Source organism: Chitinimonas sp. BJB300 (assembly GCF_002735695.1).
Classification (GTDB): Bacteria; Pseudomonadota; Gammaproteobacteria; order Burkholderiales; family Chitinimonadaceae; genus Chitinimonas.
Map to the genome: position 1 here is coordinate 35,481 of NZ_PDZH01000012.1, position 16,629 is coordinate 52,109.

The following is a 16,629-nucleotide window of genomic DNA, read 5'->3' on the forward strand; positions in this document are numbered from 1 at the left end:
GGTTATCTTTGCCTTTGCGAGCGTGTCGAGTAAGTGAAGTAGCCGGAAGCCGGCTCGTCGGTTTGTAACTGAGCTGCAGCGCCGGCTTGTCCAGGCACGGAGCGGGTTTGGTCCTGCTCACGCCATACGGGTTTGCCATTGACCATCAGGCTGCCCAGTTGCAAGCCTGCGCCGCCAAGTTCCTGGCGAAGTTGTTGCAGCAGTACGGCGCGTAGCGCTGTATTCATCTGGGCATCACGTAACCAGACTTGAACATGGCCTTGCTCATCCTGTGTCATATGGACGTTACGGGCCTGCCAGGTTTCCCCAGTGTTGAAAGTCTTGCTTTCGGGTGTGCGGGCAGCTGTCAGTGTTGACGTTGGCGCGGTCAGAGACCGGACTAGGCTGGATGAAGGTTGCAGCGACAAAAGAGGCGCTGCTACCTCCATAGGATGTTGGTTGTAACCCGGCACGATAGGCGTCGCGTCATGCCCAGACTGTCCTCTACCCATATGGTTGAAAACAGGCGCAGCAGAAAATGCCGGTGTCAGCGCCGCGGCATTGGGTGTTGAGTAGGGCAGGGCCGATGCGGCACCCGTATCCGATGGCTCGTCAGCCGGGGTCAGGTCGATTTCAGCGTATTCCGTCTGAGCCGGCGATGCATAGGCCCGCATTGCATCCGGCATCGGGCGGCAGGTTACGGCGCCCAATGAAGAAGACGATGTGGCTTGTACCGCAGCAGCTTGAAACGCGGTTTGCGTCGCCATAGGTTTCTCGTCTGGCGCTGCCTGCTTACGCAGCACGGCATTCATACCGGACAATAAGCCTGCGCTGGCTTGTTCCAGCTCCCGGCTCCAGGCATCACGGCGCTGATGGGCTTCGCGTTCCATCAGCGGGGGTTGTTCGAACCCGACTTTTTCAGTTACCCGCATCTTGGTTCCTTTTCCAATGACTTGTTTGCAGCCAGCTTTCATCGACGCTGGCAAATACCGCTGCGCCCTGGATACGTTTGTATTCAAGCAAGGCGTTCTCACGGTGTGATTCCAAGCCTTGATGCTGCTGGTGGCGTGCTTTATAGCGATCAGCAGCTTGTTGCCTGACTGCGGCTGCATCCTCAACCTGCTGCGCTGCCTGTTGGCAGTGCTGGTCAAGGCGGTGCAGATAACCAAGCCACATGGCCCGGGCAGCGGGGTCGATAGGGGCGTCCAGGCCAGCCTGGACGCCCAGCAAAGCGACGGCATCGCTTAACCGGCGTTGGCTCGTTGCCATTGTTTGGCGTTTGTCGGTTTCATTGGCCACTTCTTCCGCCAGTTCAAGTCGCCGCCGTTCCAATTCCCATGCGCTGAGCTTGCACAGCGGCGCCAGCGGATAAATGAATCCACGTTGCGAGTTCATGGTTTATCCTCGGCCAGAATCTGGCTCAAATACTGGATTACAGCGCTGCGCGGCGCGTATTCTTTGGCGTCCTGCTGTAAAAAGCGTTTCAGCGCTGGCATCACGGCAACGGCACGGTCAATCTCGTTGTTGCTGCCCGTACGGTAGGCCCCTATGTCGATCATCTCGCGGTTACGTTCATAGGTTGCGAGGTGGAGAACAACCTTACGGATCAAGCTGATTTCGGCATCGGCAGCCAGATCGGTAATTAGGCGGCTGGCGCTTTGCAGCACATCAATTGCTGGAAAGTGCCCCGCGTGGGCCAGCTTGCGGTTGAGCACGACATGCCCGTCAAGCGTGGCGCGCAGGATGTCGGAGATCGGCTCATTGAAGTCGTCGCCTTCCACCAAGACCGTATACAAGGCGGTAATTGAACCACCGGTGTCGGCCGTACCGCAGCGCTCGCAAAGCTCGGGTAGTTCGGTAAATACCGAGGGTGTATAGCCGCGCGCCGTCGGCGGCTCGCCGGCTGCGAGGCCGATTTCCCGTTTAGCCATGGCGAATCGGGTTATCGAATCCATGGTCAGCATGACCTGCTTGCCCTGGTCACGGAAATATTCGGCAATGGCCGTCGCAGCATAGGCAGCTCGTGCCCTTGCCAGGGCGGGCATATCGGCGGTTGCAACAATCACCACCGAGTGCGCCAAGCCTGCTTCGCCCAGGTGCTTTTCTATGAATTCCTTCACTTCGCGGCCACGTTCGCCAATCAGGGCGATGACGTTGATATCGGCCACGGCGCGTTGCGCGATCATACCTAGCAGCGTACTTTTCCCCACACCGCTACCGGCGAAAATACCGATGCGCTGGCCGCGACCCAGCGTCAGCAAGGCATCTATGGCGCGCACGCCGGTTTCTGCAATCTGGCTGATGCGCGGGCGGCGTAGCGGATTCATCGGGCTGGCGCGCAACGGGCGGGACTGGGTATAGACGGGTGCGGTGCGTTCGTCCAATGGCGCGCCGAAGGCATCGATAACCCTTCCAAGCAATGACGCGCCGACTCCGATTTCGGGGCTCCGGCCGGTGGCGAGAACATCGCAACCGATGGCGATGCCCCGGGTATCGCCATAAGGCATCAACACAATGCAGTCTTCACGCAGGCCGATAACCTCGGCACGCAGCGCGATGCCACCATGCCGGGGCATGATTTCGCAAATGGCGCCGATCGGTGCATCCGGCCCCCGGCTTTCAATGCAGAGGCCTGCGAGCCGGGCGACATGTCCTGTCCGTTGGTAGGGGGCCATTTGGCGTATGGCCTGTAGATACGGAGAACTCACGTTGTCCTCGACGCTCTAGCGCTAATCAGCGTATGGCAAGTCTTTGTCAGCAGCACTTCCAAGCGGGCGTCCAGCTCGCCCATCACGGTTTCCACAATGCAGCCACCTGCCTTGATACGATCATCCGGCACCCACTCCAATAGTGTTGAGTGGGGGGGCGAATCGTCCGCATCTTTCAGTAGGGTGAAGTCGGGCGGCGACACATGCACCTTGAGTACACGTTGTTGCCCAAGTGTTGCGATAGCACTTTGTGCAATGGCCAGTACGCCATCTGCGGTTATCAGCTGTTCGCCAGCAATCTTGCACACGGTTTCGTAGGCAATTTGCGCGGCGAGTTCCTCGGTATGGACCAATGCCTGCTGACAATGTTGCTCGATGGTTTCGATCAGCGTCTGAGTCGATGCAGTACGTTGCGCATTTTCCTCGGCCAGCTGTTGGGCCGCCTTTTTTAGCCCGTCTTCGTAACCACGTGCCTGCGCTGCCTGCGCCAAGGCTTCTACCTCTGCTTGCATTTCCTCGCGAGCCTGTCGCAGCGCTTCTTCGCGCAATGGCCTCAGGTCGACGGGCACCGGTTGTACAGGCTGCACAACAGCATCAGCAGGGGCAACCGCTCGGGGCTGTATATCGGCGGTCGATGAGGGTTGCATCGATTCAGCATGTGGCAATCGGTCATCAGTCTGTGGCCGTAATGCACGCTTATCGCCCAGCACCTGAGGTTTGCGGATTATCGGCGCCATTGCATTGCCCGATCGAAGAATGAAGGCCGTTTCGCTGCGGTCTGGCGGGCGGCCATGTCAACGGTAGACCGGACATGGTCAGCCAGACGAGCATGGCTGGCATGCAACAGTGCATCGGCCAATGCCGGTGGCAGCGCTTGGCTTTCTTGTTGGCGTAGTTCGTCAATAATGGCAGCCCGGCGCTTTGCATCCAGGCTGGCCAACAATGCACGCTCCCACGGCCAGCTGCGCAACCGCAACAGCTGTACCAACATCCAAGCTGGTTCCGTATCGAAGATGGCGCAAATATGGGTGGGTTCGGCGGTTATTAACGCACCCAAAGGTGAGCTGTCTACCTTGGGTTGCTGCAAGGATTGCGGTGGAATGCCCAGCCTATCGAGCTCTTCCAGATAGACATATAGCCTTGCCCGCGCGGACTCACCCAGTTGGGAAAGTATCCACTCGCGGTCTGTGTTTTCCATGCCGTGAAGCTTCAGCGCTGCGTGCCGTTCGTTCATCGCGTGTGCTCCTCCGCGGCGATCGACGGTTCATTCAGCCAAGCCTGGACCTGATGCAGCGCTTGTTCGCGTTCAGCGTCGCTCAGCGTGCGTTTGGCAACCAAGGGCGTGGCGTAGCGCTGGCGTAGGAAACCCAGCATGAGCAAACCCACTACCATCAAGCCCAGCAACAGAGCCCCACTAATTATCCAGTCCGTCATACGGTTGACCGCCGGCTGTTCGCTGACGGCCATCGGTGTTGCTTCACCGGGTGTTGGCTCTGGCGCGATGGGGGTATCCACCAGCGCTGCGGCGACGTTGCCGGCTGCCAGTTGCGCCATGCTATATACCGCAATGCCATCACCGCGGCTGGGCACAAGGCCCACTGTGTTGGCGACGATGTCCTTCAACCTGGCCTGCTCGTCCTCGTTCATCGGCGCACGCAATACGACGGCGACGCTGATGCGTTCGGTACCGCCTGGATTACGCTCCGTCTGTTCGACACGTCGACCTATCTGGTAATCGAACTCGCTTTGCGTGGTTTCGTCCTTGCCATGTTCGGCAGCGCCGGTTGGGCGCGAAGTCTGCCGCTCGCGCACGATTACGCCGGTACCGCGTTCCTTGTCGGTTGGCAGCATGTCCTCGGTGGTCTGCTTGATCACCTTGTCGTTGAGTTCGACATCCACGCTGGCGACGACTTTGCCCGCCCCGAAGCTGCGTTCGAGCACGCTGTCGAGTTTTCGGCCCAGATAACTTTCTACGGCGCGCTTTCGGTCCAGCATGTCACTGCTGAAGGCGTCGTTGGTGGCCAAACCGCTGGCCCGGCTCAGGGCAACGCCATGCTGGTCGATCACGGTCACGTCTTCGGCGCGTACTTCCGCTACCGATGCTGATACCAACCGCTGGATGCCACGAACTTGCTCGGCTGACAGCTGACGGTCTGGTTTCAATGTCAGCGTGACTGATGCCTTGGGCTGTGCGCCAGCCCGTATGAATAGGCCTTGTTCCGGCAGCGCCAGATGGACCCGGGCGGATTGGATGACATCAATGGCCAGGATGGTGCGGGTGATTTCACCTTGCAATGCGCGCTGATAATTCACCTTCTGTGCGAATTCGGTCATGCCAAAGTCGCTATTGTTGAATAGCTCAAACCCCACGGTGCCATGCAATGGGATGTCCTTGCCTAACACCTGCAACCGTGTCTTATGCACGGTATCTGCCGCAACCAGTATGGTGCCGCCATCCTGGTCGAGCTGGTAAGGCACTTTCATGCGGTCGAGCTCGGCCACCATGGCGGATGCATCCTGCGCAGATAAACCCGCAAACAGGACCCGGTTGTCCTGGCGGAATACCCACCAAGCCAATGCACTGGTTAATATGATGACCGCCAGCACGGCGGTGACCAAACCCGCGCGTGCCTTTGAATCCAATTTATTCCAAAGCTGTGAAAACATGCGTGTGCGCCTTTATTTCTACATCTGCATGCGCATCACGTCTTGATACGCTTCAAGTAAACGGTTACGAACTTGGAGGACCAGCTGGACAGAGAGCTTGGCTTCTTCCATCTGGATCATCACTTGGTGCAAGTTGCTGGCGTCACCCATTGCCAGTTTCTGCATACCTTGGTCTGCTACAGCCAACTGTTGATTCACTGTGGTCATCTGGTTATCGAACCAAGCGGTGAAGTTCCCTTGCGGTGCATTGGTCAGCGCGCTGGGTTCCAGCGAAATGGTGTTGACCGCGGCAATGGCGTCGACACTCATGCTGCACCGCCAATATCCAGCGCACGCTGCGCCATCGTCTTGGCGGCATTCAATGCGACGACGTTGGCCTCGTAGGCGCGTAGGGCGCTCATCATGTTGACCATTTCGCCCAGGTGATTAACACCGGGAAGTTTCACCCTGCCTTGTTCGTCTGCATCGGGGTGACCGGGGTCGTGCACTACCCGTGGTGCTACGTCCATTGCCTCAATCCGACCTGCTGGTAGCAACGAGGTGAGTGACGAAGCAGAGGCTTCGAACTGGCTGGCGAAGTTAGCGCCGCCCAGTGTGGCGACCACGCGCATAGGCTTGAACAGTTGGCCATCGGCCCCTTGGGTGCTGTTCATATTCGCGAGGTTGAGCGCCGTCACATCGAGACGGAGTTTCTCCACGCTCATTCCTGCGGCACTGATGGCGAAAGCGCTTCGATAATCCATTAACGTTTCCCTTCGTTGATGATGGTGCCCATCATGGCGAAATGATGAGACAGGCCTTTCAGCAAGGCTTGGTACTGAATGGCATTGCGCGCCAATTCGGCAGTCTGCATATCCAGGTTGGCGGTACTGTCGCCTGCTACGGTTTCACCCGTCTCCACCAAGCGGGGTTGAAGGCCCGACAAGGCCGATGCATCAAGCTTTCCGCCGGTATTCAGTTGGCTGCGGGCGGCCTGGAGCTGATCCTCGAAACTGACGCGTACAGGGCGATAGCCTGCCGTCGAAACGTTGGCAATATTTGCTGCGATAGCCTGTTGACGCAGGCTGGCTGCATCGAGTGCCTTCGAAACCAATTGCAGCGTTACGGATTCAGTAGCTTCCATCCTGTTCATTACCTTTTCAATTCAAATGCAGACCGAGTTTGAGCAAAACTTCGCCACAGCAACCCTGTCTGGACGGTTGCTGGGACGAGTGAGTGGATGAGTGTTGGTTGCTCTCCGCCATTAGACGTATCCGCCAAGCGATGGTGGGGAACAAGCCAGGCTTATTTTTGGGTGTTTACTGCACCACCAGCTCCGCATGTAGTGCGCCTGCTGCTTTGACGGCGCGCAGGATGGAGATGATGTCGCGCGTACTGGTCTTGATTCGCGTCAATGCCTGAACCAGATCAGCCACGGTATTCCCTGATGCGCCCAGATAATTGCCGGCACCCTCGCTGACATCAATGCGTGAGTTGGCGACCACCTCGGTACGGACATTCGGGCCGGTCTGGCGTACCAATGTCGGCTGGGACACCGAGTTTTCTGTGACGATCGATACTTTCAATTCGCCATGGGAAATCGATACCTTGGAGATACGGACATCGCCACCGGCGACCAAAGTGCCCGTGCGTTCGTTAATCACAACGCGCGAGCGGACATCGGGCTCGACCGTCAGCCGTTCAATCCTGGTTACCAAATCCACCAGGCGTGCACCAGGGGTGGTTGGTAGGTCGATTTCAACTGCCGAAGCATCACGAGCCTGCGCAAGCTGATGGCCCATGGCGGTGTTGATGGCGCTGGCCACGCGCGAAGCGGTAGTGAAGTCCGGGTCGGAAAGTACAAACGTGAGCCGGTTTTCCTGATCGACCAGATCCGCCTTGACGCTCTGTTCCACCGTCGCACCACCGGGCACCGAACCCACCGTTGGGTGGTTCTTCTGCACCACGTTGCCATTCAGGTCGTATTTGTACCCCCCTACCGATAGCGTACCTTGCGCAAGGGCATAGATGCGGCTGTTGGCGCCTTTCAATGGTGTCAGCAACAGGCTGCCGCCTAGCAAACTGCGTGCATCACCCAGCGAGGTGACGGTGACATCAAGCTTATCGCCTGACCTTGCATAGGCAGGCAGGCTGGCGTTGACGATGACCACGGCAGCGTTGCGACTCATCACATCGGTGGGCGGTAGATTGACCCCGAATTGGGACAGCACGTTGGCAATGGATTGGCGTGTGGCTTTGTTTGCCTGCGAGTCACCGGTGCCGGCAAGACCGGTAACCAATCCATAACCCACAAGGGCGTTTTCGCGCCAACCGGACAGGCGACCCAGGTCCTTGATGCGTACACCATCAGCCAAGACCGATGAAGCCATCAAGCATAGTGGCAAAAGTATCTTCAGTCGTTTCATCATTACCACCCGAGCACGTGTAGCAGTCGGTTCCACCAGCCCGGCTTCTGTCTGTCTGCCAGCTCTCCTTGGCCTGCGTAGCGTATGGATGCTTCGGCAAGGCGCGACGACGGTACGGTGTTGTCGTCACCAATATCGATTGGCCGCACCACACCGCTAAGGAATATCTCTTGTTTTTCATCATTGATATCTAAAATCTGCCGGCCACTGATGACCAAGTCACCGTTGGGACGCACCATGACGACGGCCGCACTGATCTGTGCAAGCAGTCGGCCGGAGCGTTGGGCGCGGCCATTGGCGTCATAACCGTTTTCGGTACTCAGGTTCGCACCAAACTTACGTCTGCCGGTAATGTCGGCACTTAGTCCCACATCCTGGTCTCTTTGGGCTGAAGCCCCCGTGGCGGTGGCGGCACTCGAGTTTTCGAGCACGGTTACCATCACCAGGTCACCTGGGCGACGCGCACGATGGTCTGCAGCCAATGGCTGAAAAGTCGACTCGTTGTAGAGGGTTTCGGCATAGGCTACTGGCAGCAACGCCAATAAAAAAATTTGGCACATAAGTGCCAGGCTTATCTTCACTTTCATTACCTTCCTATCGCTTGCAACTGCCCGATTCCGACCACACGCGCCTTGATTGACGCTGTGGAGAGTGTCGGACGTACCGGTATGGCTTCACCAATGCGGCCATCGGCCAATGCCGTAGCGCGTGATTCGAGTTGAATGCCACCAAAATCCGCCACCAGACTGACCGCCGAACCTTGTTCAACATCAGGCACGGGTTCTATGGCCGCTGTCGTGACGGCATCGCCGGCAGCCACGGGTTTTCTCAAGCGCCAGGTCTGGCTGCACACTGCCTGCGTGGCCAAGCCGGCTTGTTTGGCGATATCGGTCGTACGTAGTTGTGCGTACTCACAGCTGAACCTGCTGCCAGTCGTTAGGTCGCGGCTGGCGATCAAGACCGGTGCAAGCAACGTCAACTGCATCGGTACCGCTATGGTGCGGTAGAAGCGGTTGTCGATCGAGACGGCTACCGTCACGACGGTGTGGTCACGTGCTGGGAAGTCCGGCATGCGAGCATTCAGCGAGACCGCACCGACGGGCAGTTTGATATATGTTTCCTTGTACTGTGAATTGGCAGTCAGTCCGGTGTCGCCATAGGCTGAAGCCAATGCTGCCTGGGCAGCATCGACGACCTTGGCCGCCGGCAGGCTTTGTGTTGCAACCGTCAACGCCACCGCATCTGAACCCTGCCATTCGAACTGCTGCGCCAGCCGAGGCTCAAGGCGACGGAGCAGTCGGGCAAGCTGAGGCTGGGTCAGGCGCACTTGTGCATCGATACGCGGCGCATTCCCGATAGACAAACCTGCCAACGTTCTGCAGTCCGCTGCTTGTTCGCATTGCAGTGTCGCGATATCGGCCAGCGTAAAGCGGGGCTGCGATAATGCGACCTCGGCGCGTAGCGACACGACGACGCTGCCCGCATGCGTTGTGGCGCACACCAGCACTGCGATTAGGAAACAAGCTTGGCGTAGAAGCATGGTCTTAACGCCGCAAGCTGTTGGTCATGCCCATCATTTCATCGGCAGCCTGTACAACCTTGCTGCCGATCTCGTAGGCGCGTTGGGCTAGCATGAGTTTCGTCATTTCATCGATCAGCTTGACGTTGGCGCCTTCCAGGAATCCTTGGGCAAGCATGCCGCTTCCATCCTGACCTGGTGATAGCGTCTTCGCTTCGCCTGAGTCTTCCGTTGCATGGTAGAGCCCGCCGCCTGTACTTTTCAGCGCATCGGGCCGGGCAAAGGTGGATAGCTCCAATCGGCCCAGCTCCATAGGCGGGCGCGCATCAGCGAACAGTGCTTCTACTCGGCCATCGGAGTGCAACTTAAAGCTTTGCGCATCGGATGGCAGTTGGATTTGCGGCTGTAGTGGATGGCCGTCGGTTGTGCCCAGTACGCCGTTGGCATCGACTGTCAGCTTGCCCCCGCGCGTATAACCCGTGCTGCCATCGGGCAACGCTACCGCAAGAAAGCCGGCCCCCTGGATGGCGATATCAGCGGCTGACCCCGTTTGTTTGAGCTCGCCCAGGCTAAAGTCAAAGCTCATGCCAGTGTGCATCAGCCCTGCGAGGTGGGTTTGCGGTGGGTTGGGATTGGTCGCATTCGCAGCGCCACGGTCTATCAACTCGGCGAACTGAACACGCGTTGCCTTGAATGCCGGCGTGTTCATATTGGTGAGATTGTGCGCGACGGCATCGAGTTGTTTTTGCTGCGACTGCATGCCGCTAGCGCTGATATAAAGTGCATTATTCATGGTTCTACTAATTCTTTCTTAAACTTCGCCAAGCTTCTGGATGGCACGACTCATTGCATCGTCGTAACCTTGGATCAGGCGCTGGCCAGCTTCAAAATGGCGCATGGTTTCCATCAGGGAGACCATCTCCTGCATCGGTACCACGTTGGATGACTCAACAAAGCCAGACCGGACCGTGGAATGCAATTCATTGGGTTGCTGCACCCCTTCCAGTCCTGTGTATTGCGCATCACCGAGTGCTTGGAGTGAAGCACCCTTGCCCGGTTCGACTAGCAGTAATTGGCCTACGATGCTGCCGTTTACGCTGATCTGCCCGGTAGTGTCGACGCGATATTCACCGGCTTCGAGATGCAATTCTCCCTGCGTGCCGAGTACGGGTTCGCCCTTGGCTGTGACGAGGCGGCCGTCCGCAGCAATCTGAAAATCACCACGGCGTGTGTAGGCAGGGCCTTGGGGAGTGTTCACAACAAAGAAGGCCTCTCCCTGGATGGCAAGGTCCAGCGGCCGGTTTGTCGCCTGAAGCGGCCCTGCGCGCATATCGGTACGATGTAGGCCAGGGGCGGCAGTTGATGGACTCAATGACAGTTGTTCGCTATCAAATACCGTTGAGAAAGGGGCCGACTTGCTGATTTGTCGGCGATAGCCAGCTGTCGTCGTGTTACTCAGGTTGTGCGAAACCGTTTCCAACTTGCGCATATCACTTTGCAAGCTTTGGATGGAGATCGAAAAGGCGTCAGACATGACCAGGGTGCTTCCTTATTGAATCGTTACAGAGGCAAAGGCGCGTAGTTCTACCGTGCTGGGAACTTCCAGCAGCGAGATCACGCGCAGGTGCGGCATCATGCGTTCGGACAAAGTACGAATGTGTCGACGCAGTTCTGGCGCGCACAGTAGAACTGGCATCAAATTGCTCTTCATCATTCGCTCAACCTGCTGCGCTAATTGGCGCATCACGGTCTCCGTCAGCTTGGGGTCAATGGTTGGCTGCCTACCTTCTGCAGCTTGCAAGCCTTGCGAGAGTTGAAACTCAATTGAGGGATCGAGCATGAGTACTTGCAGGACGTTCTGCGGGTTGACCAGGGCTTGGCAGATCATCGGCCCCAGGCGTTGGCGCACGGCTTCGGTCAGGTAAGCGAGGTCTTTGCTGACTTTTGCGGCATCCGCCAGTGTTTCGAGCACAGCCTGGAGATGTCGTACCGAGACCTTTTCCTTGAGTAGGCTCTGCATGACGCGTTGGATTTCACCGATCGACAATAGTGTCGGTACGATTTCCTCAACCAAGCCGACCTGCTTTTGTCTTACTCGCTCAATTAACCGTTCAGTTTCAGCGCGTGTTAGCAAGGTTGCGGACTGCTGGCGCAATGTTTCGCACAGATGCGTGATGAATACCGTAGCGGCGTCAACCAAGGTGTACTTACCCAGCCGTGCCGATTCCTTCTCGTCATCTTCGATCCAAACCGCAGCCAGGCCATAGGTCGGGTCTTTGGTTTCGATGCCATTGAGTTTGCGCGGATTGCCACCGGCATGAATCGCCATTGTGTGACCGGGCATCAGTTCTCCACGCGCAACCACTACACCGAAGATGGCGATCTCATAAAGGTTCTGGCCCAACCGGCCTGCTTCGCGAATCTTCAAGCTGGGCAAGACCAAGCCCGACTCACCGGCGTATTGGGTGCGGAAGGCAGCAATGCGTTCCATCATCACCGGCTGCTCTTCGCTCAATAGACTGCCCAGGTTGCTGGCGACATAAATCTCGATGGGCTCTACGTCCAATTCGGCATACGCATCTTGCTGCCCGACTTCTTCCGCCAGGTCTTCGGTGTCCTTCAACGGGGCGGAAAGTTTGTTTTGGCGAGATAGCCAGGCAAGAAACACAAATAGCAGCGCTAATGCAGCCCCGGGAATGACGGGGATACCGGGCAGCATCAAGAGGCCGCCCAAGGCTGCGGCGACCAGGAGCAGCGTCTTGGGGAAAGAGCCCAGTTGCTTGAGTACTTCCTGGCCAAGGTTGGCATCGGAGGCGGAACGCGTAACGATAATGCCTGTACCAACAGAGATAACCAGCGCCGGCACCTGGGTGACAATGCCGTCACCAATCGTCAACAGGGTAAAGGTTTGCAGAGCTTGGCCCCATGGCATGCCCATCTGCATGACGCCAATCACCAAACCGCCGATGATGTTGATGAGCATGATGATGATGCCTGCAATGGCATCGCCCTTGACGAACTTGCTGGCGCCATCCATGGCCCCGTAAAAGCCCGCTTCTTTTTCCAGGTTCTTGCGGCGGCGTTTGGCCTCCTCCTGGTCAATGAACCCCATATTGAGGTCTGCGTCGATGCTCATCTGCTGGCCCGGCATGCTATCGAGCGTGAAGCGCGCGGCAACTTCGGAAACCCGCTGGGCTCCATTGGTAACCACGACATACTGCACAACAATCAGAATCAGAAAGACGATAAGGCCAATGGCGTAATTGCCACCAATCACATAGTTACCTACCGCCCCGATTACCCGGCCAGCATCTCCCGAGCCTAAGATAAGCCGCGTTGCCGCGACATTCAGTGACAGCCGAAATAGCGTGGCGATCAGCAGCAAGGCCGGAAAAGTCGAAAATTCGACCGGTTTGGGCATGTAGAACGTTAGTACCAAGATCAGCAAGGCGAAGCTGAAGTTGGCCAGAATCAGGAAATCCAGAAGCTGTGACGGAATAGGGGTGAACAGTACGATCAATACGCCTACAACCAGCAGCACGATCGCGATATCAGCGTTCTGCTGGAAAATCTTACGCAAGCTATTCATGCTGCCCCCTGTGTGCGGGCAGCACGCATTGCGTAGATCCAGACCAAGATCTTTGCAACGTCTGGATAGAGCGATTCTGGAACGTATTGGTCGCTATCGACCTGTTTGAACAAGGCACGTGCAAGGGGTGGGTTCTGCACGACGACCACATCGTGGCGATAGGCAGCTTCACGAAGTTTGGCGGCCAATTTGCCGGCTCCCTTGGCGATGACGAGTGGTGCAGCCATCTCGCCATGTTTGTATTTGACGGCAATGGCGAAGTGCACGGGATTGGTTATCAGCACATCGGCTTCTGCAACACGCGCTACGCCCTGTGTTCGCTTAAGCACTTCCATTCTCAGTTCACGCAATCGAGCCCGTATGCGAGGGTCGCCCTCACGCTGCTTGTGCTCTTCTTTCAATTCACGGGCGCTCATACGCATCTGACGTCCGAACTCCCAGCGTGTATAAGCCATATCCAGAATCGCCAATATCAACGCAACCAGCGCCAGCTTGAAAAGCAGGGCTGCACTGGTGTCCAGCAGCACGGCGGCATAGTGGCGTGCATCCATATTGGGTAGCGCCATGAACAGCGGTAGCAGCTCGGACAAAGCCAAGGTGAGTACTATCCCGATCAAGGTAAGCTTCACGACGCTTTTGAACCCTTCGTAGATTACCTTGATAGAAAACAACCGCTTGAAGCCGGCAGCCGGGTTGAGCCGGTTGAAATCAGGCTTGATGGGATGGGTACTAAAGACAGGCCCTGTCTGCGCCAAGCTGGCCAGAATGGCTGCAATCATCAATGCGAGCAGCAAGGGCAGGAATGGTTGCAGGCAAGCCAATAATGCTGCGCACAGCCACGCGACGACGCCCCCTTGCGACCAGTCATTGCGGCCAGCATGGCCTAGGGTGATCTGCGCTACGGATAAGAAGCGGTTGATGGCTTGCCAGCCAAAAGAATAGAGAAAGATCACCAGGGCGCATAGTACGGCTACGTACACGGCATCCTGGCTCTTCGCCACAGAGCCTTTTTTGCGCGCCTGTTCAAGCTTGAACGGCGTCGCCTGTTCATTACGGTCGAGTTCTTGTTCTGCCATCGCGCTACGCCAACAAGGCGCTCCAGTAAGGGAAAATGGCGTTGAGCGCGCGTGACACGGTAGGTGCCATATAACGGATGACAACGGCCAACATGGCGATTCCCACCAATGTTTTGATGGGCAGGCTGATGACAAATATATTGAATTGAGGAATATTTCGGGACAGCGTCGCCAACCCGATATCGACGAGCAGCAGGCAGATCACCACCGGTGCTGCCAGCTTTAAACCATTCACAAACATGACTGTCATCTGTTGGCTGAGTAAAAGCGGTGATACAAAAGGATTTGCGGTGCCGAGGGGCACGTTCTCCAGCGTCGTTACAAAACCGCGCAACAGGGTATGGTGCAAATTGGCAATGAAAAATGAGACGACGGCAAACAGGTCGAATAACGCTGCAAGAATCGGCGATTGCCGCCGTGTCACAGGGTCAAACAGCCCACCGACAGAGAAGCCGATTTGTAAATCGAGCATGCGCCCGGCAAGGGAAAACGAACTGAATGCAGCGAAGACCCCAAATGCCAAGGCGGCGCCAAAGCCCAGCTCGCACAGCGCGGCCAATGCCAAGTCAAGCACATCACCCGGTTTAGGCATGGCGGTGATATTGGCTGGCCCCACCATACAGACGGACAATGCCAATAAGAGCAGCACACGCAGTCTGCCTGGAATGGAAAAGCCACTTAATATCGGAGTGAGGGCGATCGCTGCAGCGAGTCGCAACGAGCAAAGCAAGACCGCCGCCACCCAGGCGAGATCGAAATCAATACGCATGTTGCGACTGACTAGAGAAACTTGGGGGCGGAAAGAATGAGCTTGGTCGCATAGTTGAGCAGCTCACGCAGCATCCACGGACCAAATATGACCAAGGCCGCGATGGCCGCAACGAGCTTCGGAACGAAGCTAAGCGACATATCCTGTACTTGGGTCACAACTTGCAACACGCTGATCAAAAGACCTACCGCCATAGCAACGCCTAGGACGGGCGCGCAAACAGCAAGCCCGGTCCAGAGCATTTGTGATAACAGTTGATGAGCCTGATCTAAGTGCATAATAATTTACTTAATAAATAATATTTTTAATATCTAGAGTGAATGCTACCACAAACGATTCCTCATTACATTATCCGTTTATCTTTTGGTCGCTAATAAGTCACTGAAATCATTAGCGCTGCATCTCCATCTGGCGCTTTCCGTAACGCATATCGTCTTTCCACTGACCCTGAAATTTGTCGCCACTAGGCCAGAAGTAAGCGCCATAACCCTGGCGTTTATCTTGGACGAATTCGCCCTCAAAGACTTCATTTGGCCACTTGGACATAGGTCCCCATACATAGCGCCCCCAGCCCTGGCGAAAGTCACTGTCGAAGTGGCCTCGGTATTCGTCGCCTGATGCTGCCCAGGTCTTTACGCCCAGTCCGTGCTTTCGTCCTGCGTGAAACTCACCTTCGTAGCGGGCGATATCACTTTCGGTCACACCATATCCTTCAGCCCAGCCATCGCGATTACAGCCCCCGGTGTATGTCCCCTGCAATTCGAGATCATGAATCTTGCATTCGGCAGCAAGCGTTGTGATGCAGACAGCTATCAGCGTAGGCAATAATAAGTAACGGAACATAGTGCTTCTCAGAAAATGGCGACAATGCCGACCAATGTATCTGGTTGGGCTCGGCGAATGTTTAGCGATGAATGGACACCCGGAAGGTGCGGACAGATTTTAGCCCAGTTTTGCGCCAAAACCTGTCAGCAGGGCGCGAGAGGCATGCTCCACCAAGGTGGGAAGGGGCTTGAGATTGACCCAGGGCTCGTCACCCAAGGTGAGATGCAGGGCGATAAGTCCATGCAAGGTACCCCAGAACATTTGCAGCAGCATGTCTGCATCTTGTTCGGTAATCGTGGGTGTGGATTCGATCAGCGCAACAAACAGCATTCTGGCGAAGGCATAGGCGTCTTCGTTGGGGTTGCCGTGCTCTGCGGCAGACTCTTCCACGCTGACTGGTGGGGGAGGACTGATAAAAATACGGCGATAGTGTTCAGGCTGTTGCTGGGCAAAGTTGGCAAAACGCGCCGCCATGTTGAGAATACGTTGGCTAGGTCGGGCATCTGGTGCGTCTTGTTCAAGTAGTTGCCGAGTGAGTTCGGCAAAATCCTCGTCCGTTATGGCGCGTAAAAGGGCCGCTTTATCTTCAAATTGGCTGTAAATAACGCTGGTTGAATAGTCGATTCGGCTGGCGATGCTGCGCACGGTCAGTGCCTCGTAGCCACCTTCGGCACAGAGTGTGCGAGCAGCATCAATGATCTTGCGGCGGAGCGCATCGCGTTCGCGTTGCCGGCGTTCGGTAATGGACATGGTGCTGCCTGTAATACAGAAGATGCTATTTGAGCATTGCCGGGGCTGGCCCGTAAATCAGGGACTAGGCAAAACCGATATAAAGTGACTGATGTTACGCAGTGCATACGATAACCTGTCGCCATGAAGAACAAAGAACTCGATTTGTACACCGACTATTTGCTGAGCACGTTTGGTGCGGCGACAGCAACGGGCTTCTCCAAGGACTTATGGCTGCAGGTCAAATCGGTGGTGCGTTCGATCGAGCGCGACGAGGGTGTTTTGATCTTCGACGACACCATCCAAGAGAAAGCCTGGACCGATGAAAACGAACTGATGTGTTGGCATTACGATCACGTCAGT

At 56.5% G+C, this 16,629-nt stretch carries 20 protein-coding genes and 1 pseudogene; 1 reads left to right on the forward strand and 20 read right to left on the reverse strand.

Translation table 11 applies throughout. From position 1 onward, the window contains the following. Window positions 1-2: 2 nt before the first annotated feature. The 20 genes from CSQ89_RS03510 to CSQ89_RS03605 form a co-directional block, all read right to left on the reverse strand. Window positions 3-911 carry a hypothetical protein gene (locus tag CSQ89_RS03510; protein WP_099404804.1) on the reverse strand — a complete coding sequence of 303 codons (909 nt, stop codon included), beginning with the start codon at window positions 909-911 and terminating at the stop codon, window positions 3-5. Next, a complete protein-coding gene (locus CSQ89_RS03515; protein ID WP_099404805.1) occupies window positions 898-1,374 on the reverse strand; it encodes a hypothetical protein in 477 nt (158 codons plus the stop codon). Before CSQ89_RS03515 ends, CSQ89_RS03510 begins: the two co-directional genes overlap by 14 nt. After that, the gene (locus CSQ89_RS03520) at window positions 1,371-2,687 is read right to left on the reverse strand and encodes a FliI/YscN family ATPase (RefSeq protein ID WP_255408616.1); all 1,317 of its coding nucleotides are present in this window, start codon (window positions 2,685-2,687) and stop codon (window positions 1,371-1,373) included. Before CSQ89_RS03520 ends, CSQ89_RS03515 begins: the two co-directional genes overlap by 4 nt. Next, window positions 2,684-3,424: a FliH/SctL family protein gene (locus CSQ89_RS03525; RefSeq protein WP_099404807.1), complete on the reverse strand. Its 741-nt coding sequence runs from the start codon at window positions 3,422-3,424 to the stop codon at window positions 2,684-2,686. The genes CSQ89_RS03520 and CSQ89_RS03525 overlap by 4 nt, the downstream gene beginning before the upstream one ends. Continuing rightward, window positions 3,412-3,921 carry a hypothetical protein gene (locus CSQ89_RS03530; protein WP_099404808.1) on the reverse strand — a complete coding sequence of 170 codons (510 nt, stop codon included), beginning with the start codon at window positions 3,919-3,921 and terminating at the stop codon, window positions 3,412-3,414. The genes CSQ89_RS03525 and CSQ89_RS03530 overlap by 13 nt, the downstream gene beginning before the upstream one ends. After that, complete coding sequence (fliF, locus tag CSQ89_RS03535; protein ID WP_099404809.1) at window positions 3,918-5,354, reverse strand: flagellar basal-body MS-ring/collar protein FliF; 1,437 nt, start codon at window positions 5,352-5,354, stop codon at window positions 3,918-3,920. The genes CSQ89_RS03530 and fliF overlap by 4 nt, the downstream gene beginning before the upstream one ends. Window positions 5,355-5,372: 18 nt before the next feature. Then, entirely contained in the window at window positions 5,373-5,663 is a 291-nt protein-coding gene (gene fliE / locus CSQ89_RS03540) for a flagellar hook-basal body complex protein FliE (RefSeq protein WP_099404810.1), read from the reverse strand. Continuing rightward, the gene (gene flgC / locus CSQ89_RS03545) at window positions 5,660-6,097 is read right to left on the reverse strand and encodes a flagellar basal body rod protein FlgC (RefSeq protein WP_099404811.1); all 438 of its coding nucleotides are present in this window, start codon (window positions 6,095-6,097) and stop codon (window positions 5,660-5,662) included. The genes fliE and flgC overlap by 4 nt, the downstream gene beginning before the upstream one ends. Beyond that, complete coding sequence (flgB, locus tag CSQ89_RS03550) at window positions 6,097-6,486, reverse strand: flagellar basal body rod protein FlgB (protein ID WP_233202952.1); 390 nt, start codon at window positions 6,484-6,486, stop codon at window positions 6,097-6,099. The genes flgC and flgB overlap by 1 nt, the downstream gene beginning before the upstream one ends. 166 nt (window positions 6,487-6,652) lie before the next feature. After that, window positions 6,653-7,762 carry a flagellar basal body P-ring protein FlgI gene (locus CSQ89_RS03555; protein ID WP_199065187.1) on the reverse strand — a complete coding sequence of 370 codons (1,110 nt, stop codon included), beginning with the start codon at window positions 7,760-7,762 and terminating at the stop codon, window positions 6,653-6,655. Then, window positions 7,762-8,319 (reverse strand): flagellar basal body L-ring protein FlgH, encoded by a 558-nt coding sequence (locus CSQ89_RS03560; protein ID WP_158228887.1) that lies wholly within the window; start codon window positions 8,317-8,319, stop codon window positions 7,762-7,764. Before CSQ89_RS03560 ends, CSQ89_RS03555 begins: the two co-directional genes overlap by 1 nt. A gap of 26 nt (window positions 8,320-8,345) precedes the next feature. After that, window positions 8,346-9,299, reverse strand: coding sequence for a flagellar basal body P-ring formation chaperone FlgA (gene flgA / locus CSQ89_RS03565; RefSeq protein ID WP_099404815.1), 954 nt, complete (start codon window positions 9,297-9,299; stop codon window positions 8,346-8,348). A gap of 4 nt (window positions 9,300-9,303) precedes the next feature. Beyond that, a complete protein-coding gene (locus CSQ89_RS03570; protein WP_099404816.1) occupies window positions 9,304-10,071 on the reverse strand; it encodes a flagellar hook-basal body protein in 768 nt (255 codons plus the stop codon). Window positions 10,072-10,089: 18 nt separating this feature from the next. Beyond that, window positions 10,090-10,812, reverse strand: coding sequence for a flagellar hook-basal body protein (locus tag CSQ89_RS03575; protein WP_099404817.1), 723 nt, complete (start codon window positions 10,810-10,812; stop codon window positions 10,090-10,092). 15 nt (window positions 10,813-10,827) lie between these two features. Continuing rightward, window positions 10,828-12,867: a flagellar biosynthesis protein FlhA gene (locus tag CSQ89_RS03580; protein ID WP_099404818.1), complete on the reverse strand. Its 2,040-nt coding sequence runs from the start codon at window positions 12,865-12,867 to the stop codon at window positions 10,828-10,830. Beyond that, a complete protein-coding gene (gene flhB, locus CSQ89_RS03585) occupies window positions 12,864-13,943 on the reverse strand; it encodes a flagellar biosynthesis protein FlhB (RefSeq protein WP_099404819.1) in 1,080 nt (359 codons plus the stop codon). Before flhB ends, CSQ89_RS03580 begins: the two co-directional genes overlap by 4 nt. Before the next feature lie 4 nt (window positions 13,944-13,947). Next, a complete protein-coding gene (locus tag CSQ89_RS03590; RefSeq protein ID WP_099404820.1) occupies window positions 13,948-14,712 on the reverse strand; it encodes a flagellar biosynthetic protein FliR in 765 nt (254 codons plus the stop codon). Window positions 14,713-14,723: 11 nt separating this feature from the next. Further along, window positions 14,724-14,990 (reverse strand): flagellar biosynthetic protein FliQ, encoded by a 267-nt coding sequence (locus CSQ89_RS03595; RefSeq protein ID WP_099404821.1) that lies wholly within the window; start codon window positions 14,988-14,990, stop codon window positions 14,724-14,726. Window positions 14,991-15,102: 112 nt separating this feature from the next. After that, on the reverse strand, window positions 15,103-15,555 hold the full coding sequence (locus CSQ89_RS03600; protein ID WP_099404822.1) for a hypothetical protein: 453 nt from the start codon (window positions 15,553-15,555) through the stop codon (window positions 15,103-15,105). Window positions 15,556-15,654: 99 nt separating this feature from the next. Then, window positions 15,655-16,287: a TetR/AcrR family transcriptional regulator gene (locus tag CSQ89_RS03605; protein ID WP_099404823.1), complete on the reverse strand. Its 633-nt coding sequence runs from the start codon at window positions 16,285-16,287 to the stop codon at window positions 15,655-15,657. 123 nt (window positions 16,288-16,410) lie between these two features. Between CSQ89_RS03605 and CSQ89_RS03610 the strand changes: the two are divergent. Next, window positions 16,411-16,629, forward strand: a pseudogene (locus tag CSQ89_RS03610) (IS701 family transposase); the annotation flags it as partial.